The sequence below is a fragment of the Pseudomonas sp. GW821-FHT07F05 genome, from assembly GCF_059418765.1.
In genome coordinates this window covers 658,606-682,640 of sequence record NZ_JBWKQL010000003.1, presented here as the reverse complement: position 1 = coordinate 682,640, position 24,035 = coordinate 658,606, and the positions used below count along the sequence as shown (strand labels likewise).

The 24,035-nt window shown below is 61.6% G+C and carries 20 protein-coding genes; 3 read left to right on the top strand and 17 right to left on the bottom strand.

The window, feature by feature from the left end:
* Positions 1-60 precede the first annotated feature (60 nt).
* The 9 genes from AC07RO_RS10810 to AC07RO_RS10770 all read right to left on the bottom strand — a co-directional run bounded on the left by AC07RO_RS10810 (position 61) and on the right by AC07RO_RS10770 (position 13,879).
* Positions 61-1,050, bottom strand: a complete 990-nt coding sequence (locus tag AC07RO_RS10810; protein WP_495085987.1) for an alginate O-acetyltransferase AlgX-related protein — start codon at positions 1,048-1,050, stop codon at positions 61-63.
* Positions 1,047-1,712 carry an alginate O-acetyltransferase AlgF gene (locus AC07RO_RS10805; RefSeq protein WP_495085986.1) on the bottom strand — a complete coding sequence of 222 codons (666 nt, stop codon included), beginning with the start codon at positions 1,710-1,712 and terminating at the stop codon, positions 1,047-1,049. The genes AC07RO_RS10810 and AC07RO_RS10805 overlap by 4 nt, the downstream gene beginning before the upstream one ends.
* 8 nt (positions 1,713-1,720) lie before the next feature.
* The gene (locus AC07RO_RS10800; RefSeq protein WP_495085985.1) at positions 1,721-4,303 is read right to left on the bottom strand and encodes a bacteriophage N4 adsorption protein A; all 2,583 of its coding nucleotides are present in this window, start codon (positions 4,301-4,303) and stop codon (positions 1,721-1,723) included.
* A complete protein-coding gene (locus AC07RO_RS10795; protein WP_495085984.1) occupies positions 4,300-6,408 on the bottom strand; it encodes a glycosyl transferase family protein in 2,109 nt (702 codons plus the stop codon). The genes AC07RO_RS10800 and AC07RO_RS10795 overlap by 4 nt, the downstream gene beginning before the upstream one ends.
* Before the next feature lie 12 nt (positions 6,409-6,420).
* A complete protein-coding gene (locus AC07RO_RS10790; RefSeq protein WP_495085983.1) occupies positions 6,421-8,634 on the bottom strand; it encodes a hypothetical protein in 2,214 nt (737 codons plus the stop codon).
* 46 nt (positions 8,635-8,680) lie between these two features.
* Positions 8,681-9,898 (bottom strand): non-hydrolyzing UDP-N-acetylglucosamine 2-epimerase, encoded by a 1,218-nt coding sequence (gene wecB, locus AC07RO_RS10785; protein ID WP_423572722.1) that lies wholly within the window; start codon positions 9,896-9,898, stop codon positions 8,681-8,683.
* A gap of 890 nt (positions 9,899-10,788) precedes the next feature.
* Complete coding sequence (locus tag AC07RO_RS10780) at positions 10,789-11,586, bottom strand: hypothetical protein (RefSeq protein WP_495085982.1); 798 nt, start codon at positions 11,584-11,586, stop codon at positions 10,789-10,791.
* A gap of 369 nt (positions 11,587-11,955) precedes the next feature.
* Entirely contained in the window at positions 11,956-13,134 is a 1,179-nt protein-coding gene (locus AC07RO_RS10775) for an MFS transporter (RefSeq protein ID WP_495085981.1), read from the bottom strand.
* 46 nt (positions 13,135-13,180) lie between these two features.
* Positions 13,181-13,879: a haloacid dehalogenase type II gene (locus AC07RO_RS10770; RefSeq protein WP_495085980.1), complete on the bottom strand. Its 699-nt coding sequence runs from the start codon at positions 13,877-13,879 to the stop codon at positions 13,181-13,183.
* Between the two features lie 372 nt (positions 13,880-14,251).
* Here AC07RO_RS10770 and AC07RO_RS10765 point away from each other — a divergent pair, with 372 nt between their 5' ends.
* Both AC07RO_RS10765 and AC07RO_RS10760 read left to right on the top strand, forming a co-directional pair.
* Positions 14,252-14,515, top strand: coding sequence for a hypothetical protein (locus tag AC07RO_RS10765; RefSeq protein ID WP_495085979.1), 264 nt, complete (start codon positions 14,252-14,254; stop codon positions 14,513-14,515).
* A gap of 49 nt (positions 14,516-14,564) precedes the next feature.
* Entirely contained in the window at positions 14,565-14,804 is a 240-nt protein-coding gene (locus AC07RO_RS10760; protein ID WP_346631072.1) for a PA2433 domain-containing protein, read from the top strand.
* Between the two features lie 164 nt (positions 14,805-14,968).
* Here AC07RO_RS10760 and cysC read toward each other — a convergent pair whose 3' ends face one another.
* Genes cysC through AC07RO_RS10730 form a run of 6 tightly spaced genes read right to left on the bottom strand, consistent with a single transcriptional unit; the run spans position 14,969 to position 20,194 of the window.
* A complete protein-coding gene (gene cysC, locus AC07RO_RS10755; protein WP_495085978.1) occupies positions 14,969-15,574 on the bottom strand; it encodes an adenylyl-sulfate kinase in 606 nt (201 codons plus the stop codon).
* Between the two features lie 25 nt (positions 15,575-15,599).
* Positions 15,600-16,382, bottom strand: coding sequence for a class I SAM-dependent methyltransferase (locus AC07RO_RS10750; RefSeq protein WP_192174079.1), 783 nt, complete (start codon positions 16,380-16,382; stop codon positions 15,600-15,602).
* Positions 16,351-17,553, bottom strand: coding sequence for a hypothetical protein (locus AC07RO_RS10745; protein WP_495085977.1), 1,203 nt, complete (start codon positions 17,551-17,553; stop codon positions 16,351-16,353). The genes AC07RO_RS10750 and AC07RO_RS10745 overlap by 32 nt, the downstream gene beginning before the upstream one ends.
* A 45-nt stretch (positions 17,554-17,598) precedes the next feature.
* Positions 17,599-18,330, bottom strand: a complete 732-nt coding sequence (locus AC07RO_RS10740) for an SDR family NAD(P)-dependent oxidoreductase (protein ID WP_423572602.1) — start codon at positions 18,328-18,330, stop codon at positions 17,599-17,601.
* A complete protein-coding gene (locus AC07RO_RS10735; RefSeq protein WP_495085976.1) occupies positions 18,327-19,064 on the bottom strand; it encodes a sulfotransferase-like domain-containing protein in 738 nt (245 codons plus the stop codon). The genes AC07RO_RS10740 and AC07RO_RS10735 overlap by 4 nt, the downstream gene beginning before the upstream one ends.
* On the bottom strand, positions 19,061-20,194 hold the full coding sequence (locus AC07RO_RS10730; RefSeq protein ID WP_495085975.1) for a transaldolase family protein: 1,134 nt from the start codon (positions 20,192-20,194) through the stop codon (positions 19,061-19,063). Before AC07RO_RS10730 ends, AC07RO_RS10735 begins: the two co-directional genes overlap by 4 nt.
* A gap of 645 nt (positions 20,195-20,839) precedes the next feature.
* Between AC07RO_RS10730 and AC07RO_RS10725 the strand changes: the two genes are divergently transcribed.
* Positions 20,840-21,382, top strand: coding sequence for a cytochrome b (locus tag AC07RO_RS10725; protein WP_192174085.1), 543 nt, complete (start codon positions 20,840-20,842; stop codon positions 21,380-21,382).
* Between the two features lie 32 nt (positions 21,383-21,414).
* Here the strand turns inward: AC07RO_RS10725 and AC07RO_RS10720 are convergent, their stop codons facing one another.
* Positions 21,415-22,626 (bottom strand): cytochrome c biogenesis protein DipZ, encoded by a 1,212-nt coding sequence (locus AC07RO_RS10720; RefSeq protein ID WP_495085974.1) that lies wholly within the window; start codon positions 22,624-22,626, stop codon positions 21,415-21,417.
* Positions 22,627-22,863: 237 nt separating this feature from the next.
* On the bottom strand, positions 22,864-23,979 hold the full coding sequence (locus AC07RO_RS10715; RefSeq protein ID WP_244656017.1) for an HlyD family secretion protein: 1,116 nt from the start codon (positions 23,977-23,979) through the stop codon (positions 22,864-22,866).
* Positions 23,980-24,035 lie beyond the last annotated feature (56 nt).

The window sequence follows — 24,035 nt, the reverse complement described above, 5'->3', positions numbered from 1 at the left end:
GTGTCGCTGCAAGCAGCAGAACACCTAGAGTGGCACGCCGGGGGGTCCTGCCGAGAACTTTCAAGGAAGCGCCTTTTTGATGCGCTGGCGCCACTGGCCCAACGACGTCACTCCCTTGGCATTCCACTGGGCGGCTGCATCGGGGCCGAGGTGGAACTGGCCCTCGTTGAATTGCCACACGATCACCTGCGGCTTGTGCTGAGCAAAGTCCGGTGATTCCAGGTACTGCAGCAGTGTCGCCCAGGGGCCGACGTCGCCGGGGTTCCAGGTCAGTGTGACCGGGCGGTCCAGGGCGTTGGACAGTTTCTGCGTATAGCCAAGGTAAGGCTGCACGAAGCTGTTGCCGATGACCTGAACAGGTGCCGGGGCGTCGTCGATCAGCAGGTCTTTCTCGACCTGATGGCGCACGGTGTAAATGTCTCGGCCGATGGCCTTGCGCTTGATGGACGGCAGAAAGTTGCTGGCCAGATCGCCGAAGGCGCGCCTGTCGAACCATTCCCCCAGCACTGCACCGCCGCCGGGCTCACCCTCCAGGCGATAGCGTGCGGTGATCAGTTTCGCAGTGGCATCGGCTGTGTTTTCAGCGCTCCAGGCGGTCCAGTGGTAGTCGGCCCGGTAAAACGCCGTCTGCTTGCCTTGCTCGGTGGCTTGCAGTATCGGCTTGATGTTCAGGGTCGTCAGGCCAGCCTTGGCCAGTTCGCCTTGCAAACGGTCATAGCGCTGCACCACGGCCGGGCTCAACGGATGGTCGGCGGGTAGCCGTTGGGCGTAGAACGGCGCTTTCATCGGCACCACCAGCACCACGAGCGCGATTTTCTCGCGCTCAAGTTGGTGTTGGACGTCCTTGATCAGGGCGATGTCGCGCGCAATGCCGGGGTTATCGACGGTGTTCAGGCTTTCCCACGCAGGAAATAACCAGCCGCCCTGCCCGGTGATCACTGCCGAATCGGCCTGGGCAGCGGTGCCGGACAGGCTCAGCAGCGCGCCGGCAATCAGGCCGGATACCGAAGGGCGGCGCAGGATGTGGCGAGGTTTTACTAGAAAGGTCATGGGGCAGTCTGGTCAACGAGGCCGATCAGGCGGGGGGTCTGGCGTGAGCCGACCAGGAACAGGCTGTAACGGTCACCGGCCTTGAAGGGCTCAAGCTTGAGCGGCAGGCTGGCGCTTTGATCGCAGCTGGCAATCAGGGTCGCCTGCACCGGATTGATGGTGCGCTGCGCCTGGCCATTGAGCGGCAGCTGGCTGAACACGCTGGAGCCGTTGGCCAGCTTGATCTCGGCTTTGTCACAGCCGGCGCTGAGGTTGTAGACGTTGAGTTCGGCGCGCAAGTCTTTGCCCCGCGGCTGCGGGTCGATCACCACCCGGGGGGCGGCCACCGGATCGCTGTTCAGAATCACCGTGACAAAGGCGTTTTTCGGCACGTTCAGGCCCTTGAGCTCACGCTGGTTGACCGTAATGCGCAGCGGTTGCCGCGAATCCACCACCTGGAAAGGACCGGCCACCACCGACTGCGCAGACAGGGCAACGCCGGGCTTTTTGTCCACGCTCACTTGCACGGCGCCGTCGGCGGGATTGACCACCCGCACCCAAGCCGAGCCTTCCGGCAGTTTCGGCGCATAGAGTTGAGCGATTTCCGACGCAGCCTGAGCCACTGTCGACGCCATGCCCAGGCTCAGTCCGAGCCCCATCAGCCAATACATACGAGGGTGCATATCCGTCCTCAATAGGAGTAAGTCAGGCGAGCGAAAACACCTTTGGCGCGGTCATCGCCAGACACTTTCACTCGGTATTGCAACGAAAAATCCACATAGGAGCGCGGCGCGTTGTACGCGTCTTCGCGGAACCAGTAGCGCACGTTGTTGCCCACGCCAACGCCCGCAGCATGGCCGGAAGCGTATTCGGTGCTGCCGTCGGAGCGGGTCTCGCTGTCCATCTTCGAGTCGTAGTCGTACGCGGCCACCACGTGGGGGAATGTCACCCAGCGCGAGCCGGCACCGCCGATGGCGTAGCTGCGACCGCCTTGCCATTCGCTGTTGATGTAGTTGCGCGAGTCGTTGACGTAATGACCGGTCTCGGCGAACAACTGCGACGTCCACCAGCTGGGGACATCAACCCGCAAATCGGTGCCGATGCTGGAGCCATAACCCAAGCGCAACAGCCAGTCGCCGTCGATGTCGGAGGACCCCAGTGGAAAGGTGCGTTCCACGGCCGCCATGACGTTCAGTGTGGTGAACGGCTTGACCCGCACGCCCAAGGCGCCTTGCAGCGCATCCAGGCCGGTGTCCGAGTCGCTGTTCTTGCTCCACAGCGTGTCGGTGACCCGGCCATAGAGTTCGACGAAACGGGCGTTGCGGTAACCCAGCGGACGCCACGACAGTTCGGTGCTGTTTTGCAGGCTGTCGTTGCTGCTACTGCCGCTCCCGTTATTGCCATTGCTGGTGCCGGTGCTGGGCGCCGAGCTCAAGCCACTGCTGGAACTGTTGCCGCGATAACTGGTGGTGCTGGTCAGGCCCCAGGTGCGCGACACATCGGCCACGGCGCGGCGGGTGTCGAACAGCTGCTGGTCGGTCATGTCCAGTTCGCCGGCATTTTTGGCGTCGATAACCCGCTTGAAATAACCCACAGCGTGTTCGTCGTCACTGACCCGCATCGCGTTGTAGGCCGCGTCCTGAGTCGCCGTCGGCGCTAGAGGCGTTGCGGCGTCAGCTTTGCGGAATGACTCATGGGCGCTGTCATCGTCGCCGGCCTGCACCGACAGGTAAGCCACTTGCAGGTCGCTCATGCCGTCCAGCTCGCCAGCGTCGCGGGCTACCTGCAAACGTTCCCGCGCCGTGCGACGTTGGCCCAGCTCGGCATAAAGGCTGGCTTCTTCATACGTGGGCAGGCTGCCCAGGGCCAGGGCCTGGGTGAAATCCTTGCGGGCACCGGCATCGTCACCGGTCTGCTGGCGCAACCGACCGCGCTGGGCCAGCAGGCGGGCGTCGTCGCCATTGGCTTGCAGGCCATCGCTGGCCGCCGCTATCGCTTCGGGCAGGCGCTTCTGCTCGGTCAGGGCGCTGACCAAGAGGCTGCGATACGCCGGATTCTCCGGCGCCCGGCGAATGGCTTCGCCGGCAAGGGCCGCAGCCGAAGCGGCGTCCTTTCGGGCCAGCGCAGCGTAAGCCTGCACCGCCGTGTCCGTGCCGCCATCGCGCTGGTTGCCCGGCCAGATATCGCAGATCAAACCGAATGCGCTTTCCTGGCAGTTAAGGGCCGGCGCCGGAAAACGCGTCGCGGTTTTCAGGCCATTGTTCTTCTGGCGCAACGCGACCTGGGCGGCGGCGCGACGGCGGGCAACTTCACCGCCCGTGTCGGCGGGCAGTTTCTGCAACTGGTCCAGAGCCTGTTGCGGCTCGTTGTTGGCCAGCGCCAGGTCGGCGGCGAAAAAGCGAATCTCGCGCACCTCAGAATCCAGCAAGCCTTCGATGGACAAGGCCCGGTTCAGGTCGGCCTGTGCCGCCTGAGTCTTGCCCTGACGATCAAGTGCATAGCTGCGCAGAATCCACGGCGCGGTTTCGCCATCGTCCTGGGCCAGCGCGCCGGTCGCGGCCAGTTCGGCGGCGCGGTAATCCTGGGTCGCGATCAGCGCGCTGATCAGCAACTGCTGGTGAGCGCCGATTTCCGGTGCCCAGGCCACGGCCTTGCGGGCTTGATCCACGGCCAGCGGTAGGTTGCCTTGTTCCAGCGCGCGATAACCGGCGATGGCCAGTGGCGCGGCCAGTTGGCGGCGGATGGCTTCGCGGCGCATCAGCAGGGTGTCGTCATCCGGGAAAACCCGCAGGGCTTCGGTGGTGGCCTGATCGGCTTCCTCCAGATGCTGTTGGCGTTGCAGGGATTCGATCAGCAGCAGGCGATAATCCATGCGCTTGGGTGCCTGGGCGATCGCTTTGCGAGCGGACTGCGCGGCGACGCCGAAGTTATCGCGATCATAGGCCTTGAACGCTTGGGCCGCCGCGCTGAAACCGGGGGCCGGGCGCGACGGCGACTGCGACGGCGGGTAGCGCTTGGGGTTGTCGCGCTGTTCCTTGTCACGTTGTGCCTGCACGATCAGCCGGTTCAGACGGGTGACATCGGCCCGCTGACGCAAGGCTTCGCGGGCCTTGGCGATGGCCAGGTCGTAGTCCTTGCGGTCGTAGGCGCTGTAGGCCTCACTGGCCGCCTGGTAAGCGGGACCGGTCAACGGCAGGGGCAGCACTTCGCCATGGACCAGCGCAGGCAAAAGGGTCAGCCCCGTGGCCATGAGCGTCAGGAAGGGGCGGTTCATGCCGGGAGCTCCGTTGGGTAATGACTGTGCTGACGGGCCACGGCCTGTTCGATGGTGGTCCGAGGCAGCACGCCGCTGTCGACGAGATAGTCGCCAATGCGGCCGTGGTGCTGCGGGCGGTAATTGAGCATGGTGCGGCTAAACACATCGCGGTCCAGCAGCCCCATTTCGATCAACAGGTCGCCCAGCATCGGCGCGCGGGCGTTGGGCACCGGCTGGCCGTCGAGCGCGTTGACGTTGCGCAGCTGCGCGACGATCTCGCTTTCACGGGCAATCAGTTGCACCGGCTCGCTGCCCAGCTCATCGCTGATCTGTTGCAGGCCTTCGGCGGACAGCGGGCTGGCGACAGCGATCTGCGCACGGCCTGCCTCGTTGGTCCCCAGCGGCACAACACGCCAGCGCAGCGCAAACTCGTCGGCCAGCAGCGAGGCGTCGGCTTTGTGGGCGACATCGAACACCCGCGGCAGATCGTTCTGGAACGCGATGGCTTCAGCCAGGGTTTCGTCATCCAGCCAGCCATGGCTGAGCAAAATGCGGCCCAGTGGCATGTGGCGGGTTTGTTGTTCGTCGAGTGCCGTCTGCAGGTTGGTGTCGTTGATCGCCTGCCAGGACAGCAACACGCTGCCCAGCTTGCGCGGTGCGGCGGCCACTAAATCGGTGGACGGGAAGTCGTGCATGGTCTTGTCCCAGACCAGCTTGCGATTGAGCGCCTTGCCGACCAGAAACATGCGCCACGCCCGGGAGGCGGCCATGAAGTTAACGAAGTTGCCCACCACCATGCGCGGGATCGACAGCAAACCGTGCTGCCAGCCATACAGCACCGTCGTGAAGTAGCAGCGGTGCAGAATGCGCCAGCCCAAGGCCAGACCGTTGGCAATCAACAGGTACTTGATCCAGCCGTTGGATTCGAACGGCGTCGGGAAACTCACGTTCCACAACCCGCTCTGGCGCAGGATGATCAGCGCCACCAGTTGCACCAGGATCACGTAGGCCAGGATGCTGACAAACGCTGTCACCACGCCCTTGCGGTCGCGAAACAGCAGGTATCGGTTGGCCAGCGAGCCGTTCCAGCCCATCTGCTCCCAGCCTTGCAGGCCGATGCCGAGGGTCCAGCGCGCTTTCTGGCGAAACGCCGTGCGGAAGGTGTCCGGGAAGAATTCACGGACACACAGCGGCATTTTCAGGGTGGATTCGTAGGGTTTGCGGAACCACGATTTGCGCAGCACCCGGAATTCCACCGGGAAGCGTACGAAAATGGCGTTCATGCCGACTTTGGCCAGGCGCGCGCCAACGTCGTAGTCCTCGGTGAGGCTGTCGGTGTTGAACGGCTGGTTCTGGGTTTCCCCGGCCAGCACTTTCAAGGCCCGGTGCGAGAAGCAGGTGCCGACGCCGGCTGAGGGCACGGTATCGGTCATGCTTTCGCGGACCACCAGGTCCTTGCCGTGCCATTCGGCGAACTCGTCCATGTACGTGCCGGCTACCCATTCGTACCAGTTGCGTTCCAGGGAAACGACCGGCAGCTGGATCATGTCCTTGCGCGGCAACAGGTAGTTGAACAGGCGCAATTCCAGCGGGTGCAGCACGTCTTCGCTGTCGTGCAGCACGACGCCGGCGAAGGTCATGCCGTGGGTCTGTTCATGCAGGAAAATCGCCTGAATCACCCAGTTCAGGCAGTCAGCCTTGCAGGTCGGACCGGCATGGGGGACTTCCACGCGATGCAATTGCTTGTAACGCCGACGCATGCGCTCCACCTCATCGATGGTGCGCTGGTCGTTGATGTAAGTGCCGACGAAGACCACGTAGTTCTGGTAGTCGAGGGTCGACACCATGTTCTCGATCATCGGCGCGATGACGTCGTATTCCAGCCAGGCCGGAACCATGATCGCCAGTGGCTGTTCGTCCCGGTCCAGCAATTGCCGGGCGGTCAGTGGCCGGTATTTGCGGTCCGCAGTGAACTTGCGAAACAGGCGGCGAGACCAGTACCACAGGTCAATGAACAGATCGTCCAGGCTGGAGATCAGGATCAGCACCGCGACCACAATGGTCGCGACCTCCAGGAAGCTGTAGTAATGGGCCAGCCAGTACGGCCAATAAAGCGACGTCATCGAAGGGTTCCGTTACTGGCGATTGCGACGGGCGCTACGGCCGGCCAACATCAGGATGAGCACCAACAGGATGCCGCCGGGGATCAGCCACAACATCGAAGGTGTGCGCCAGGCGTCCAGGCCCTTGGGCTCTTCTCTGTCGATGAACTGGCTGCCGTTTGGATCCTGGGTATCGAAGGTGTTCACGACACCGTTGTCGCCCAGGATTGACACGTCGCCGCGGGTCAACAGCACCGGCTTGGCGAACACAGGGGCATCGCTGCCAAGAACGCGATAGACCAGACCGTGCTGACCACCGGCATCCACCGCCTGCAATGACGCCAGGTGGTTGAGCGGCGACAGGTCCAGCAGCGGCTGGTCCTTGTGGTTGATACGCAGGCGACCCTGGTCATCGACCTGAACCGATTCCTTGCTGTCCTTGAGCGGCAGCTCGAAGGCCAGGAAGTCTTTGTCCGGCGTGACCGTGGCTTTAGGATCGCTGCTGACTTTCAGTTCAGCGCGCAGCGGCGAAACGCCCGCCCCGTCAGCCACCGAGATCACCTGCGGCAAGCTGCTGGCCGGGTGATCCAGGTAAGCCTGAGGCACGAGGATCTGCGTGTTCGTTGCGTAACGGGCGGCCATGCCGGAGAAACCGTCATCCAGAGAAATCTTGTCCAGCACGATGTGGCTGGTCGGCAATACGGAAACCGGGAACGCTTGCGGCGTTTCCAGGCAGCGATCACTGACGGGCTGACGCTGGAACGAGACCCGCAGGACGTTCCTGGAACCCAGGGCGTAGCTTGGGATGCGCGCTTCGATGCGTTGCTTCTCGCCGTTGGCAAGCAACTGTTGCGCGCCGATCAGGTAGTCGTTGAGGAACAGTGACGCCACCGGTGCGGTGTCCGAAGCGCCAGGGGCGGCGGACACATCGATGACGGCCTTGACGGGCAGACGACCGTCGTAGGCCACGCTGCCCAGCGGGAACGAAGCGCTCCAGTCGGACTTGGCGAGCACGTCGATGGTGCCGGGGTTGCCGCCCAGATTGCTCAGGGCCACACGGCCGTCGGCACTCAATGGCATCTGCGCTTCGCTGACGGTCAGCGTGCGACTGCGGGCCAGTTTGTTCCAGGCGCTGCTGAACAGGGCCATGGCCTTGCCGGCCGCGTCAGGGGCGATCATCAGTACCGGACGAGTGCCGAGCAGCGCCAGACGCACATTGTCCGTACCCTTGGCGGCCATACCGGCGTTCACGTGACGTTCGCGCCATTGAGTAAACGCACCGCCCGCTGAGGCATCCAGACCTTGAATCTGACTTTGCAGGGCATCCAGAGATTCGTTGATTGCCTTGAGCAATTGCGGGTCGTTGATGGCCAGGTCGGCCTGCACATCAGGGGTCTGGCCGAGCATCAGCAATGCGCCGATTTCCGCCGGGTTCGCCAGCGTATGCGAACCCTTGCCGTTGAGGGCGGCGAAGGCCGGAATGCTCTGCAGTTCGGCCGGAATGCGCAGGGCGCTCAGGTCAACGCTGTCCTGTACGGCAGGGAACGACAGGATGCGCGCATGTTTGCCGATCCGTTCCAGGGCTACACCCAGGCGCCAGGCGGCGTCGTAAGAGCCGGCTGTCAGGCTGCCCGGAGCGACCATGATGCCCGGCTTGCCCGGCAAGGCGGCCCAGGCAGCGCCGACGTCCTGCAACAGGTTGGCGTCGTAGCTGTAATTGAGGCGGGTGTCGGGTTCGATGCGCAGCACGTTGCCAATCGCGCGTTCGTCTTCACACAACACGCGAGACACGATCGACGACCACGCCACGCCCAGGCGCACCGAGCCGCTGTTGCGAGCGGCTTTGTCGACGCCCAGCGTGGAGCTGGCGTTGCCTTGCGCTTCGCTGAGCCCTTCGGCCCGTACCGGATAACCGTCCAGGGACAACAGCAAGGTGTTGCGACCGCCCTCCCCGTTGAGGTAACTGGCATCGAAGGTCAGCGACGCGTCGGTCAATGGCACACCGGCTGGAACCGGCAGGTACAGTTCGCGGCGCGAATCCGTGGAACCGAGCACGATGGGTGCATCGATGCCCAGATCGCTCAGGCGAATCTCCCGGTGTTGCTGGGTATCGGCGTTGAGTCGGTTGATCGCCTCGGTGAGCGGGCTGTCCGCCGCCAGGGCAAAGTTGGGCACGAGCGCGAGCAGGCTCACGCCACAGACAAGGGCGCTAAGCGCGCCCGTTTGGGTGGCAACGGAAGACTTCATTAAGGCAGATCTCAAGCTGATAGAGGGGCGGTCGTTCGATCGGTCGTTATTGGTACGTGGAAGCCGGACGGTCGCTATCCGGTGTCGGGGCGCGTTGCCCATGCTCAAGGTATTTGGGCACGTGCAGCTGGCCGACCACGAAGTCGTTGACCGGGCGGCCCATCAAGGCATCGACGATGCGCGAACTGGCCTTGCCGTCGCCATAGGGGTTGGCCGCCTGGGACGCGCGTCGCCACAGCAGGTCATCGTCAAACAGCGCGTTGACGCCGCTGATGATCGAGTCCGGTGACGTCCCGACCAGCCGCACGGTGCCGGCGGCAACGGCTTCGGGCCGCTCGGTCACCTCGCGCATGACCAGTACCGGTTTGCCCAGGCTCGGCGCTTCTTCCTGCACGCCGCCGGAATCGGTAAGGATCACGTGGGCGCGCTGCATCAGGCGCACGAACGCCAGGTAATCCAGCGGTTCGATCAGGTGCACATTGGCCAGATCGCCCAGGTGCTCGGTCACCGGGCCCAGGACGTTAGGGTTTAAGTGCACCGGGTAAACGATCTGGATATCGCTGCGCTTGGCCAGTTGACGCAAGGCTTTGCAGATGTCCAGGAAGCCGTCACCGAAGTTTTCCCGACGATGGCCGGTCACCAGCAGGACTCTGCGGTCGCCCCGCAGGAACGAGAATTGCTGATCCAGCCGGGCACGCAGTTCAGCGTTTTCCTCAATGCGTCGAGCGGTCAACTGCAGGGCATCGATGACCGTGTTGCCGGTCACGAACGAACGCCCTTGCAAGCGCTCGCCCAGCAGATTGCGGCGCGACTCATCGGTCGGGGCGAACAGCAGGTCGGCACTCAAATCGATGCAGCGGCGGTTCATTTCTTCAGGCCACGGGCTGTAGATGTCACCAGTGCGAAGGCCGGCTTCGACATGACCCACAGGGATGCGGCGATGGAAGGCACACATCGACGCCACCATGGCGGACGTGGTGTCGCCATGCACCAGCACGCGGTCGGGCCGGGTGATTTCCAGCACCGGATCAATCGCTCCGTACAGCGCGGCGGTCAGCGAGTTGAGGGTCTGATGCGGCGTCATCACATCCAGCGTGAAATCGGCTTTCAGATCGAACAGCTCCAGCACCTGCTTGAGCATGCTCTGGTGTTGGCCGGTGATGCAGATCTGCGAGTGAATACCCGGCTCTGCAGCCAGCGCTTTCACCAACGGCGCCATCTTGATGGCTTCCGGACGTGTACCGAAAATCGACAGGATTTTAATCCCGGAATGACTACGAGCGATGATGCCCTCCTCACACGGCTTGTCCGCGCCTTCTCGATGCTCCAGGCGTGATCGCCTCTTGAGCAAACAGAGATATTGAGTTTATGGGGCCGGGGACTTAATCAGAATGGAGGCTTGATATTTCACTTCGTGTGAGATGGCGCATTGCCTTGCTTCCCGGAGCAGGCCGGATTATTAACATTAATATCGATGACTGCAAAGGCAGATATGCAAAATGAATGTTTAATTCGCCAGTGTGAAACTTTCGAAGTAATGGACAGTCACTTAGGGGTTTTGTTTTAGTTGAGAAGGGTAACTTACGAAGCAACTAAACAGGCGTTTGCGCCAGTGTTCCCGGGGAAACGAGCATTAACACGCGCCGCTCGTCTGCAAAATTGGATCTTTTCTTATATACCGTTGTCGCGACGAAAGCTATACCAGGGTTTGCATAGAGACAGTTAATCCAATGCACTTTCGATAGTCACCCTAATGGCGCCTGTATATTGTCGAAACCGATAGCGAGAGTGTCTGACAATATATGTCGAGTTGCAAGCCCGTTATGTATCGGAAAGGAAATATATGAGGTCGCCGCGCGGTGGCTTTCATGCAGCGCAAGGCATCTTCGCTGTACTTACCTGTTCAGCGTGATGCCTTCGGGGGGGGGGGAAATTCGCTTCGAATGGTCAGGGTCAGGGTCAGGGTCGGTGTGCATTAAACCGTGCCTCGCCTCGATCTCGCGCTACCTTGTCGCCCGCCAACAGGCCACCCTGGAAGCCCACGTCGGGCGCAAAGGGGAAAGGGGAAGGAAACATCCACAGCCGACGCGCGCCAACCTGACTGCCGCTCCTGCCAGGCATGCCTCCCAGAAAGAAGCATGCGGCAAGAATCGTTTAGAGCGTGCCCGCTGCGGTGCGCACCTCTTCTGGTGCAGCTTTGGTTTCTGACAAGGCGCCGGCATAGGCGCCAGCCGCCATGGCTACCGGATTGCCGCCCCCGCCGATCAGGCCTTTGGCCCCACCTTCGGCGATATGCAAACCGCCTTCGACACCGCCTTTGAGTATCCCGCCAACACTGCCATCAGACTCACCGATGCCTGTCGCCACGCCACTCAAACCGGGGACCATCCACATTGCCTTGCCCACTTCGCCAGCGGCGGAAGCCAGGCCGTTCTTGTCAGCACCTTTCTCGTCCACATGGGCATCCCTGGTCTGACTCCGTGCAGAATCGCCGGCGGAATGCGCACTCGCCCCGCCGCCGAACGGCTGCAGCAGCGCCCCGATTAACTTATCAAGCAGCTCCATCAAGGGAGAAGACGGCTTCGACGCCTCACCGCTGTTGCTCAGCCCCTGACTTTGCTCAGCCAGCGACTTGTTTTGCATAACGACCGGCCCGCCATTCCCGGCAGGGCTGCCATAGTTGACCGCGCCCGTGGCGGACTGCGTGGCGTACTGCGAATTCTGTGTGCTCTGATCAGCCCGATAAATCGCCGAGCCGCCGCTGGCAAGAGCCCCGGTGCCTTGAGCCACGTTGCTGAAGTTGCCGGTGGCTCGGCTGCCGCCATTGCCGGAATCAGTGGGGGTGTTCGACGGCTTTGCAGCGTCAGGGGTTGGTTTGCCGTCGGGCTTGGAGTCATGGGGGGTGATATCAGGTGTCTTGGGCGGCGAGGCGCCGAGTCCGGGTAATTTCACGTTTTTTCTCCAAACTGAAAGGTCGGTTGGCAGTGCCCCAAGCCCACTCATGACCGCTTGCACAGGTGCAGGCGTGCTGGATGTTGTAACGGGGCGATCGCTGTGGGGTTCGCGTGGTGAGTGGGTAGCCCTTGTGTGGCGCTGGAGGGCAGATCGGTTCCGGGGAATAAATGGCGGCGAAGGATGTTCACCATTGCGGTGCATCCAGCAACTTCCACAAACGTGTGATCGTGCCGTTACCAACATCAGCCACTTAGACGCCGCCGACGATGACCGACTGAGTGACCGGGCACACGTGCCGCCTCGGCCAGCCGATTCCTGACGCACCGCCGTTGATGCTTCCGCCACTAAAAGGAGAAAACGACAACCTCACGATCGAAACCTCGCCCCAGAGATTCCACGCAACAAAACCCCAGAAGCCACAAACGCCAACGAAGCGAACATCACATTCGCAAAATACCCGGCGCTCAAGCCATACAGCCAGGCGCTCAACAACCCACCCAGCGTGCCCCCCGTTTGATACACCGCATTGAGCGATGAATTAAGACTTCCTCTTCGCGACGCTTCAACCAGCCGCATGGCATCGCCCAATATCAGCGCCAGCATCAGGTCTCGTCCGAACGCGAAGGCCATGTAGGCCGCGCCTTGTGCAAACGGCGAGCCTTCGCCCCATGGGATCACCTGAATCACCGCCGCGATCGCTACCGAGGCAACGGCGCACAAACGCAACGGATTGTTGAATCGGCTGGCAAGCCTCGCGGAAAGCATCGCGCCGAAGAGTCCGCCGACCTCGCCAATGAAGATGACCGAGCCGACGGTATCGACGCTAAATGATGAAAGCCCGTGTTGCACGAGCCAGCTCGGGTAAAGCCCCAGAAAGACGTACACGCCAATCGACCAGCAAAAGTACGCCGCCATCAACGGGCGGGTTCCGGGGTTGGCCGACAGCGACGTCAATCGCTCCTTGTACATGGCCCGGCTAATTGTGGAGGAGGACAACGAGGCTGAAGGCGGTGCCGGGAAGGTGAGCGCCAGACCGGCAAGAGCGGCGCAGACAACCGCCAGGCCGATGACCGTGACTTGCCACGACAGCAGCCCTCCCACAACGACGCCCATGGAGAGTGAGCACAGAAAGGCAATCGGCGCTGCGGTGGTGACATACCCGGCCGCTCTGGCGCGCTTGGCCTCGGGGACATAGTCCGCCAGGGCGGCAAAAATGGATGCGCCGATCATCGGCATGAACAGGCCTGTCGCCGCACGGCTCAGCACGATCATCGAAGCACTGTGGGATGCGGCGGTGAGCAACAGCGTGAGGCAGCAAGCCACGCCCCCCACGATGATGAACAGCTTCCTGCCGAGGCGATCAATCAGCGGGCCAAGCGCCAGGTTACTGATCAGCGCCACCACTGGAAAAGCAGCCAAAATCCACCCGGACTCGCTGGGAGAAAGGTGCAAATCACGCTGAATGAAAGGCAGCAGCGGAATCATCATCACTACGTTGAAGTTGATGATGAAAAACGCTATCCAGAGGATTCCGGTAACCAGCACGTGAGCCCCCCTTATAAGCGTGGTGTCCGACAGTCGAGCCGGCGTGTCAGGACGGCATCAGCAACTGCGGCAGTCCGGAAAGGTCCTTCAATACGGCGTCAGGTTTCCAGGCGGGATCGAGGGGTTCGCTCTCTCGATCAATCCAGACGCACCGGATCCCCAGTTCCTGGCAGACCTTCAAGTCACTGAACTGGCCCATGGCGACATGGATCGTCTCCTCTTTTGTAACACCCATCGTGGCGTAAGCGTGGCGGAAAAGCGCGTGATCAGGCTTGTAAGCCCTCGCCTGCCGGGCCGTGATAACGAAATCGATTGGCGTACCGATTGCCGTAATGGTGTCGGCGATAAGCTCATCCGAGGTGTTGCTGATGACGGCGATCCGGTAATGCTGGCGCAGCCTGGCAAGGGCTTCGGGTACGTCAGGGTGGGGCTCGATCCTCCTCAGGGTCGCGAGCAATGTTTCCAGATCTGCCGCCGTGGCGTCATGACCGGTTTCACGCAACGCCTGGTTCAGGCTCGCACCGAGTACCGTTTCGTACTCAAGGAAAGGCGATTGTTGCTGATGCTCCATCGCTATCTCACGCAGGCGAGCCGCGAAACTTGCGATGCTTTCCTTCGAGGCCTTACCCGTCAGATGCCGCTCAAGGATGGAGGCAGCCGCGCGCCGTACGGCGTCATGCCATTGAACAAGGGTGCCATAGCAGTCAAAAGTGATGACTTTGGTGCGGGAATCAAGCTGAAGCATGGACATGTTCTCCGAGGCTGCGCAGTGAGGTCGCGTGCTGACCAGGAATGTACGGGTACGCGCTTAAACTCAGTAGCCAGCATGCTTGAAGAGTTCCGCGGGAATGCGCGTCTGATCGGTCGAGCGCAGTCGGTTTCTTCGAACCACCACGTGGTTGCGCTAAACCCAAGCACATTCCCGCCATGACCGATCACAGGAATGCTTGAAGGTGAGAATGTGCGGTCATTGTTCGGGTCTTTTTTTGAGTAGATTCCAACCGAAGAGGCCCCGCCACCGATGAGGTCGCCAAACCCCTTTCATCTTGCTGGACTTTGTCTACGCTGAAAAGCGATGGGGTCATGAGGACCTCGACGTTCGCTCAGGAGTATTACCATGCACAAGCTCGTTTCGTCTGCGCTCATCACGGCGCTGATAACTGCGTCCGTTGTTCCTTTGGCCCTCGCCGAAGACGACGTGGCAAAAGGCATTCGTCATGACAACCGTGAGCTGGATAACGGCATCGATCATGATGCCAAAGAAGCCGACAAAGGCGTCAAGCGTGACGCCAGCGAGGTGGATAAAGGCGTTAAACATGACGACGAGGAGCGTCATAAAGCGGATAAGCATCTGGATAAAGAAGCCAAGAAGCATCTTTGATTACGCCAATTTCCGCTTATTAAAGGCTGTTATTTGAAAGGAGTGGTCAATGCGTTTTCTTTCTTTATCTCTGCTTGCAGCACTTATCGTCGCAGGACCTGCGTTTGCCAAGGATGATCACCACGAGTGCGAAGCGGCACTCGAAAAGCTGAAGGCAGCGACGGAGGCTGACTTCACCTCGTCAGGTCACCATGAGCATCAACAGGCCAAAGCAGCCCATGAATCGGGCGACTTCAAGAAATGCGCCGACCAGGCGAACAAGGCGTTGTCCCACATCAAGGAGAAGTAACTGCGCGCTCAGCGGCTATGGGAGCGGCTCGTCTCAAGAAGGCCCCACCGGATGAATACGTTGATTTAGTGGGGCCGCCTTCAGCCGGGGGAGATCGATCTGGGCGAGGGGAATCACGGACTCGCACGGCGGGGGTGTTGGATCGCAACCCATGCGGCCATCGCCTACCCCCGCGCCAACAACCAGTCATCAATCATCCTCACCGCCCGCCCCACCTCAACCTGATCACTGCGAATATGCAGTTCCGGAAACACCGGCGGTTCATACGCCGAATCCACGCCGGTAAACCCCGGAACACCCCCAGCCCGGGCCCTGCGGTACAACCCCTTCGGATCCCGCGCTTCAGCCACCGCCAGTGGCACGTCCACAAACACCTCCACAAACCGCGCACTGCCAACAATCGTGCGGGCCAACTTCCGAGCCGAGCGGGTCGGCGAAATCAACGCCACCATCACCGTCAACCCCGCTTCAACCATCAACGCCGCGACTTCCGCCACCCGCCGCACATTTTCCTCACGATCCTCCGCAGAAAAACTCAAGTCGCGGCACAGACCGGTGCGCAGGGAGTCGCCGTCCATAATGCAGGTCGTCAACCCGCGTGCGCGCAGCACCGGGTTGAGGCTGTCGACGATGGTGGATTTGCCCGCCGCCGACAGGCCGGTCAACCAGATGACCCGGGGTCTGGCGACGCACGTGGCCGGAATGATCGGAGTGAACGGATACGGCACCAGATTGTGGTGCTGCGTCAGGCCAGGGGTATGGCTGATCATGACAATGCTCCTCCTTGAGTCAGGGTCAGGCGTGGGCCTGGTGGATAATGAAGTCCACGTTCATGACGTCGTAGATCGGTTTGAAATCGCCGTACGCATGGGGGGCGCGGAAGCCGGCCGCGCGCAGTTCGTCCTGCAACTGGCGCGGACGAATCGGGCACACCCGCAGCCGATACTGCGCCCCGTCGGCAAAGCGGTAGACGAACTCGCACACCGACTCGTCCAGCTCGCCGAGGCTGACGCTGGCGGTGTCGCCGCAGTAGTAATAGCGCCCCGATGACCTGAAGCGGCCGGCGAGGATGGCTTCGAAATTGCGCTGATCGATCAGCAGCAGTCCACCGGGTTTGAGCATCTGCCGAAACCTTTTCAGCACGGCGATGCGAGCCTCGCGGTCGAACACGTGGCACAGCGAACTGCCGAGGCACAGCACCGCGTCGAACTTCCCCAGTACGCGGGCATCCAGCGCTTGCCAGTCGCAACGATGGACCGGCACGTCGACGCCCAGCCGATCGAAGTTGCGTCGGGCCCGCTGCACCATGGTCGGGCTCCCGTCAGAGGCGGTGACGTCGAAGCCGGCCTTGTGCAACTGCGCCGCATGAAAGCCGCTGCCCGTCGCGGCATCCAGCACACGCCAGCCCCCCGTCCGGCGCAGCAGATCATAAAAGAACGACCCCTCGCCGGCCGCGCGTTTGTCCCAGTCGATCAATTCATCCCAGCGCTCGACGAAGTCCACGGCGTATTGCCCGGCATAGTCGTGATCGGCGACGGCCAGTCGGTCAGCAGGCGAAAGCGCGATGACCGGCGGCATGGGCGGCGACTCCTGTGTGATGACCGCTGTTGTGCTGAGCGCCCTCGGCATACGCCAGGTATTTGCTACCCAGTTCCTCCGCCCAGGCGGCGGCGTCGCAGACGCGCATCTCGGCCATGGCGAAATTCAGCTCACGCTGCATGACCTGCATCTGTGCCTCACCGAACACCGCCGTGCCGTCGGCGCGAATCAGTTTGATGCCGTCCAGCCGCTGCCCCGCTTCGTTGACCTTGATCGCCTCTTCCCGGGTCACGCCGTACGGCAGGTCGAGCAGCACCTTGCCCATGCCGACCTTGACCGGATAACCGCCGGGCAACCCCTGGGGGCCTGGACCGTGGACCCGCACCTCATGCTCGGCGTGGAGATTTTCCAGCACCGTCACGGCCGACATGGCGGTGAGATATTGCCCGTCGACGCCGCCCAATCGGCTGAATTCACGGGCGACGCAACCGAAAATAGCCTCCGCCGTGTGTTCGTCGGTGCGCTCTTCGCCATCAATCCAGTACGTCAGGTTGAAGCTGGCTTCGAGCCGTTGCGGCGGCAGGCCATGGCGGGGGACGCTGTGGCTGAAATAGTGGTGGCCAACGAGTTTGGCGCAGACCTGCGTTGGCAGGCAGCCGGACAGATGCGCTACGGCGCTGCGGGTGGCCGGAATCAGGTTGGCGATATTGCCGATGCCGATGTCCGGCGCCATACCGACCTTGTAAAGAATCGGATTGACTGCATCGGGGAACGCCGCGTTGACCACCAGACTTTTCGGACAGGACTGTTTGACGGCTCGCATCAGTGCGTAGGCCGGCGCCAGGTGCATCGGCAGCCAGGGCCCGAGCTGCGCCTGATCAAGAGCAGCAAAGCGTTCGGCCGGCAGTTGCGTGATCACCCGCCAGGATTGCAGCGAGGCACAGTTGAGAATGATGTCCGGCCGGATCTGTAACAGCGTTTCCGCATTGCGGCTGATGCACGATTCGCGCAGGTCCATCTGATGGCTGTGAATCTGGACCGTGACGTTCTGTTGCAGCGCGGCCAGTCGGATCAGATTGCACATCCGCGTGGCCTTTTCGAGATCGCGACTGGCGACGTGGAATTCAAATTGGTTGCGCGGGGCCAGGATCTGCAGGATTTGCAGGCACAGGTTGCCGCCGCCAACGATGAGCAGTTTTTTGCGGTGCATGGTGTTCTCCCTGAAAGACGTGAGGGACGGTGGTGTTCCCGATCACTAGCGCGGGTAAGCGCCGTTATCCACTGCGATGACTTTTCCGGTCAGGTGGCGGCTCTGTTCGGACAGCAGAAACAGAATGACGTCGGCCACGCCGTCTGGCTGGATGGGCTCCTTGATGATTTCCTGTCGCTCGTACTCCCTGCGGCGGGGATCGGGAATACGGTCATGGATCGAGGTGTCTCGAATCAGCCCCGGGGACACGGCGTTCACCCTGATCCGGGGAGCGAAGTTCCAGGCGTTGGATTTGGTCAGGCCGATCACGCCCGCCTTGGTCGCGCCGTACCACGCATCCATGCTCCCGACCTCCCCTGCCACCGATGTGATGTTGACGATGCTGCGCGAGTAGCCCGCCGCCGACTCCCGCCGCGCGAAGTCCTTGGACAGGAACCCCAGCGACTTGAGGTTGACGGCCCAGATCTCGTCCACTTCCGAGTCGCTGTAGTCGTAGACACTTTTGCCGTGATAGATCCCGGCGTTGTTGACCAGGGCATACAGCGCCCGGTGTTTGTGAAGGTCGTACAGGTTGCCGATAAACGACTGATAGACGTGCGCCTGGGAGAAATCCGCCAGGTGGGTTTCGAGTCGGTGCAGCGGCAGGCTTGCCTGAAGCGACTGCAGGCCCAGCCGGTCAATGTCCGCTGCGATGACGTAATAGCCGGCTTTGACGCAGGCTATGGTGGTGGCCTTGCCGATGCCATTGGCGGCGCCGGTGATGACGATTTTTTTCATGGCTGTCCCTGCTCGGTGAACTGATTCATACGCTCGTAGAAAGGTCGATGCAGCTGGTAATACGTCATGAGGTGGGGATTGGCGTGCAGAGGACGCTCATCGAAATCAGCACTGCCGGGCTTGATCCTGGTGCTGTTCTCGGCCTCCTTGTGCCAGCTGCGCCAGGCCTTCCATTGCTCGGGGCACGTTGCACTCCAGCTCAATGCCTCGGGCATGAAATCCAGTTGCAGGTGGTCGCAAAGCCTGCGCACGGTGCGCTCCGGGTGGCTGGCCAGGTCTTCGGCGTTGATCACACAGGGGGTGTGGCCGGTCAGCCGCCTGACCTCCCGGAAGATTTCGTACAGCGCTTGATGACCGATCGCGTGCGCCGGCATCTGCGGAAAGATGGCGTGATGGGACAGAATCGCCCGGGCCGGATCGCGAATGATGAAGACGTTCTGTTGCTCCGTTAGAAACTCGGCATCGGCCTTCAACCGGTCGAGGCAGTGATAGGCCATGTCTTTATGAAAAACATGGGTGCGCTGGCGGGTGTTACGCAACAGGGCCTTGATCGACTCGTAGTCACGGGGCATCCCGCAGTTGAGGTCCCCATGGGGAATGGCTGATTGTTCGTCGAACGCCATGTGCGAAAACGGCTCGTGGAAAACCTCGAAATCACCGCGCTCGATGAACACCCTTTTCAGCGCCGTCGATCGCGAGCGCGGATGGGCCCAGAGGCCAATCATCCGGTTCATGCCCGCCCCTCCACGGTCGCTGGACGACGCGCAATGCGAGGCGTGACACCTGGCGGATCCAGGGTGTCGTTGATGAAACCCCGCAGGCGCTGCACGCCCAGGCGTACGTCATTGCCTGCAGTCAGGAACGCCGGATGACGGGCGTATTCGTCCGGGGTGAGGCCGCGTTCAAAGTACGCCTGGTTGAAATACGGAATGGCCAGGAGACGATCAAGGACTTTGCCGGGAATCTGCACCCACTCCGTCGACGGGGTGATACCACGCCCGGCCTGCTGACGGCGTACGAGGAACTCGATGAGTTGGGGTGTCAGCGTGTACAGCGTGGTGTCGGCGCCGGTGCGCTGCAGGTGCCAGCAATGCTCGCGGCCACGTGCATCGGTGTCGACCCTGATGCTGCACAACAACAGTTGCGCTGGTGTCTCGCGCCGCCGCATCAGGGCCTGCATCGCCTGATACACCGCCAGCTCGGCCCAGCGTTTATCCGTGCGGCTGAGGTAGATACGACTGCCCCGCGCTTGCCGCTCGAATTCCGCTTCCGCACCCAGCCGACCGATCATGAAGCTGACCACGTAACGCGCCCGCTCCGTGCTCACGCCGTTGGCGAGCGCCCGCTGACGCCCGGCGTGAATGGCCTTGAGGCAGGCATCCAGCTGGGAGACGGTAAAGCAGAAGGTGTTGTTGATCGAGCAACCCCGCGCCACCAATTGTTCGATGGCGCGATAGCCTTGGGCGCTGCCCGGGATCTTGATCATGATGTTCGGCGCCAGCGCCGCCAGCTCAAGCCCGCGGACAACCAGCGCGTCCTGATTCATCCAGTGCCCGCCCTCGATTTGCGCCGACAGCCAGCCGTATCGGGCTCTTGAACGCTTGAACAGCGGCAGCAACGGTTGGGCGCTGTCGATGACCACTTGGTCGTAGAGCTGTCTCAGCCGAGCGTCTGCCGACATCGAAGGGGGCAGGGTGTGGAGAAAATCACGGTAATGAGCTGCATTGCTTATGACCGCCTGACTGATCAGCGTCGGGTTGGTGGTGGCCCCGCTGACGCCGGCATCCGAACTATCCGGTTCATTGGGCAATAATCCGGTAATAAAATTGTACGCATCCGGATAAGCCCACAGCAACTTCTTCACGCAGCCTTTATATACAGTCGGCGACGAATCAAACCAGACTTGCGCATCAGAGTTATGACGTTTTAAAAGGTGAACGAAGCCTGAAACATCCATGAAGATGCCCTTTCCTTTTCGATAGATTCACAAACTTCGAGGCCCCGGTTGCATATGGGCAAAATGCCAGCTTTTTCAAGCTGATAGTCAGGGATCTGAGCCGTCGAGGCATTAAGATGGATCCAAGCGGGAAACCTGTCAAACGGAATTCAACGGAATTTTAATGCCAAATCAGAATAAGTAACGGCGCTGTTTATTTCTAATATGAATATGAAGGGATATTTAAAATTCTTCCACTATTTGAAGTTACTCAAACGAATGACATTAAAAATGAAGTACAGGAACAGGTGCAAAATAGTATGGAGCTGAAATAAGCAAATTGAATATCGGGCGCCATAATCTCTGAATTAATTAGTCATACCATTCAAGTTAGTTAGGCTTTCGGAAGGAGGAGTTAATGGGACGGGCAGGCTTCAAGGGCAAGTGGGTAAGGCCCCAAGCGCCGTTCGAATTGCACGTTCTCCTCGACGGCCGCCAGACGTTGGGTTATGAAAGCGCTGCGGCAGTGACTGCGCCGCGCCAGATCAAAAAAACAGACCAAGAGACCTGACCGTGAGCAAACCTTCCGATACCGAACGCTACAGCTACAAAGCCCGCTGGTTTCACTGGGTGATGGCGATCCTGATTGTGCTCGCCTACGCGCTGATCCTGAGCCGTACCCAACTGGCCCGTGGCAGTGACGCGCGAACCTTCGTCGTGCAAACGCATTTCTGGGTCGGCATCGTCGTGCTGGTCATGGCGTTTTTCCGCATCGCCGAGCGCCACCGCCATACGCCGCCGGGCATCACCCCGCCCCTGGAGGGCGTATTGCGTCTGGCGGCCACGTTGTCCCATTACGCGCTGTACGCTTTCCTGTTCGCGCAACCCCTGCTGGGTCTGTTCACCGTGCTGCTGGAACGCGGCGCCCTGCCCATCCCCCTGACCTCCCTGAGCATTCCGGCGCCGTTCGACATGTCCAAGGACACCGCCGAAACACTGGAGCATTACCACATCCTGCTGGGCACGATTTTTTACTACGTCATCGGCCTGCACGTGGTCGCGGCGATCTGGCACCACTTCGTGCGCAAGGACAACACTGTCAAACGCATGGTGTAAGCGCGACCTTTCATTCGTCAGCGCCTCTCGCTTCAGCCCTTTGCGTGGGCCTCGTCGAGCAGCTGGCGGATGACTTGCTCCTGGGTGTCGTAGGCGCCTTCGCCAAAGTGGGTGTAGCGGATCTGCCCCCTGGCGTCGATGAGGTAATGTGCGGGCCAGTATTGGTTGTCGAAAGCGCGCCAGATGGCGTAGTCGTTGTCGATGGCGATCGGGTAATTCAGGCCCAGCCTGGCGACATGCTTGCGCACGTTGTCGATGAGCCGTTCGTACGGGTATTCGGGCGTGTGCACGCCGATCACCACCAGGCCGTCCTTTTCGTACTTCTTCGCCCATTCGTTGACGTAAGGAACGCTGTGCTGGCAGTTGATGCAGTCAAAGGTCCAGAAGTCGACCAGCACAACCTTGCCGCGCAGGGATGCCTCACTCAGCGGCGGCGAGTTAAGCCACGCGGTAGCCCCGGACAACGAAGGCATCGCGCCCTGGCTGCTGACGTCCGGTGCCGCTGCAGCTTTGACGCTGGAGACGACGTAATCGATGACTTTGGGCACGCCGCTCAGCAGGCCCTTTTCCACCGCTGCTGCGCCCTCGGATGAGGTGCCGGCAAGCAGTTGATTCTGCGAGCCCGTGGCGAGGGTCACGGCCACCAGCAAAGCAACGAACCCAACGCCACGGCGCAGCCAGGCAGTGACCGGCAGCGACAGTTTCAGCCGCGCGAGCAACCCGCGTCCGGCGAAGATCAACCCCCCCAACGACACCGCACTGCCTAGCCCGTACGCCAGCAGCAACAGGCTGGTCTGCGCACTGGGCCCTTGCAGCATGGCCCCGGTGAGGATGATCCCCAGAATGGGCCCTGCGCACGGCGCCCACAGCAGCCCGGTGGCAACGCCGATCAGTAATGAAGCAGACGGACCGGACAAGCGCCGCGTCGCCGGGTCGAGCCTATTGCCGAGCGACACCAGCGGCAGCATCAGCCAGTGGCCCACGCGGGCGGAAAGCAGCGACAGGGCAAACAGCGTCAGGATCACCAGCGCGATATTGCGGCCGATACCGTTTGCCGCCACGACCCAGTCACTGCTGACCACCGCCAGACTTGAGACCAGCGCAAACGTCAGCGTCAGCCCCAAGAGGGTCATCAGCACCGACCCCGCCGTCCGATCGGCCCGGGCAAACAGAAAGGGTACGACTGGCAGGATGCAGGGGCTGAGCACCGTGACGATGCCGCCGAGAAAGGCGATCAGAAACATGGCCGGTCACCCTCATCGCTGATGAGCGTGGCGGACAGAAAGGCGGTGGTGAGGTTTTTCCAGTTCATGGCGGGCTCCGGGCACTGGGCGCGTTGGTTGAAAGAGCGGCCGAGGCGTATTGCCTCGAAGCCGCCATTCAACGTACGGGAGGTGTCGCCGGTGTGTCGGAAAACTCAATCAATGAATCAGCACGTATCTGCCGTGGAGCGGGATACACGGCGAGACAGGCGGGCCGATTCAGCGGCCGTTCACCGAATCCACCTTGCCATCCACGGGGTCCGGCGGCACGGCGCCGTCCTGACTGGTGTCGATGCTGACCACCACCGACATCCCCGGGCGCAGGCGGTCCACGTCATGCTGATCGTCGTCGATGGTGATGCGCACCGGAATGCGCTGGGCGATCTTGACGAAGTTGCCGGTAGCGTTGTCGGCAGGCAGCAGGCTGAACTCGGACCCCGCTGCGGGGGAAATGCGCTGCACCCGGCCGCGCATCTTCAGATTTTCCAGGGCGTCGACGGTGAAGCTTACCGGCTGGCCCAGACGCACGTTGGCCATCTGGGTCTCCTTCATGTTGGCGATAATCCAGCGCGGGCGCGGCACCAGCGCCATCAACTGCGCGCCGGAATTGACGTACGCCCCCAGGCGCACCCCGATCTGCCCCAGCTGACCGTCCCGAGGCGCAGTGATGCGCGTGTTGGTCAGGTCGATCCGCGCCAGCTCGATGGCAGCTTCGGCATTCTTCACCGACGCTTCCAGCGAGCCGCGATTGACGATCACGGTTTGCAGGTCCTGACGGGAAATCTCCAGCGCCGCCTTGGCTTCGGCCAATGCTGCCTTTGCTTGTGCATCTGCCGCGCGGGTCACGTCAAATTCGCTTTTCGACACCGAGCCATCGGTCACCAGTGCCTGACCGCGGCGAAGGTCGGCAGCGGCCTTGTCACTCTGCGCCTGGGCATTCGCGATAGCGGCCTGACGTTGGGCAATGGTGGCCTCGGCGCTGCGCCGCTGTTGCAGATTATTGGCCAGCGCGGCCTGCTGAACGCCCAACTGCGCAATGCCCTGATCCAGATGCTGCTGGTAAATCCGGTCGTCGATGCGCACCAGCAGATCGCCCTGCTTGACCCACTGGAAATCCTGCACCGGCACTTCGTAGACGTAGCCGCTCAGTTGCGGGCCGATGATCGTGGTCTGCCCGCGAATCAGGGCATTCTCGGTGCTTTCGATCGGGCTGCTGAACGGAGGCAGCTGCCACGCGTACAGCACGACCAGCACACCCGCCAGGGCAATGCCGCCGAACAGAATCGCCGAGACCAGGCGTATGCGCGCCGAACGCGGTTGCGTGGTGGCCGGCATGACCGCCGGCGCGGGCGCTGCAGAAGTTGCCTGTGACGGGGCGGCGTTGGACGCCG

What these genes read in the sequence shown, in the direction of transcription:
- AC07RO_RS10810 (WP_495085987.1), bottom strand. Translation starts at nt 1,050, where the DNA reads ATGACCTTTCTAGTAAAACCTCGCCACATCCTGCGCCGCCCTTCGGTA.
- AC07RO_RS10805 (WP_495085986.1), bottom strand. Translation starts at nt 1,712, where the DNA reads ATGCACCCTCGTATGTATTGGCTGATGGGGCTCGGACTGAGCCTGGGC.
- AC07RO_RS10800 (WP_495085985.1), bottom strand. Translation starts at nt 4,303, where the DNA reads ATGAACCGCCCCTTCCTGACGCTCATGGCCACGGGGCTGACCCTTTTG.
- AC07RO_RS10795 (WP_495085984.1), bottom strand. Translation starts at nt 6,408, where the DNA reads ATGACGTCGCTTTATTGGCCGTACTGGCTGGCCCATTACTACAGCTTC.
- AC07RO_RS10790 (WP_495085983.1), bottom strand. Translation starts at nt 8,634, where the DNA reads ATGAAGTCTTCCGTTGCCACCCAAACGGGCGCGCTTAGCGCCCTTGTC.
- AC07RO_RS10770 (WP_495085980.1), bottom strand. Translation starts at nt 13,879, where the DNA reads ATGCTTCAGCTTGATTCCCGCACCAAAGTCATCACTTTTGACTGCTAT.
- AC07RO_RS10765 (WP_495085979.1), top strand. Translation starts at nt 14,252, where the DNA reads ATGCACAAGCTCGTTTCGTCTGCGCTCATCACGGCGCTGATAACTGCG.
- AC07RO_RS10760 (WP_346631072.1), top strand. Translation starts at nt 14,565, where the DNA reads ATGCGTTTTCTTTCTTTATCTCTGCTTGCAGCACTTATCGTCGCAGGA.
- cysC (WP_495085978.1), bottom strand. Translation starts at nt 15,574, where the DNA reads ATGATCAGCCATACCCCTGGCCTGACGCAGCACCACAATCTGGTGCCG.
- AC07RO_RS10750 (WP_192174079.1), bottom strand. Translation starts at nt 16,382, where the DNA reads ATGCCGCCGGTCATCGCGCTTTCGCCTGCTGACCGACTGGCCGTCGCC.
- AC07RO_RS10745 (WP_495085977.1), bottom strand. Translation starts at nt 17,553, where the DNA reads ATGCACCGCAAAAAACTGCTCATCGTTGGCGGCGGCAACCTGTGCCTG.
- AC07RO_RS10740 (WP_423572602.1), bottom strand. Translation starts at nt 18,330, where the DNA reads ATGAAAAAAATCGTCATCACCGGCGCCGCCAATGGCATCGGCAAGGCC.
- AC07RO_RS10735 (WP_495085976.1), bottom strand. Translation starts at nt 19,064, where the DNA reads ATGAACCGGATGATTGGCCTCTGGGCCCATCCGCGCTCGCGATCGACG.
- AC07RO_RS10720 (WP_495085974.1), bottom strand. Translation starts at nt 22,626, where the DNA reads ATGTTTCTGATCGCCTTTCTCGGCGGCATCGTCACGGTGCTCAGCCCC.
- AC07RO_RS10715 (WP_244656017.1), bottom strand. Translation starts at nt 23,979, where the DNA reads ATGCCGGCCACCACGCAACCGCGTTCGGCGCGCATACGCCTGGTCTCG.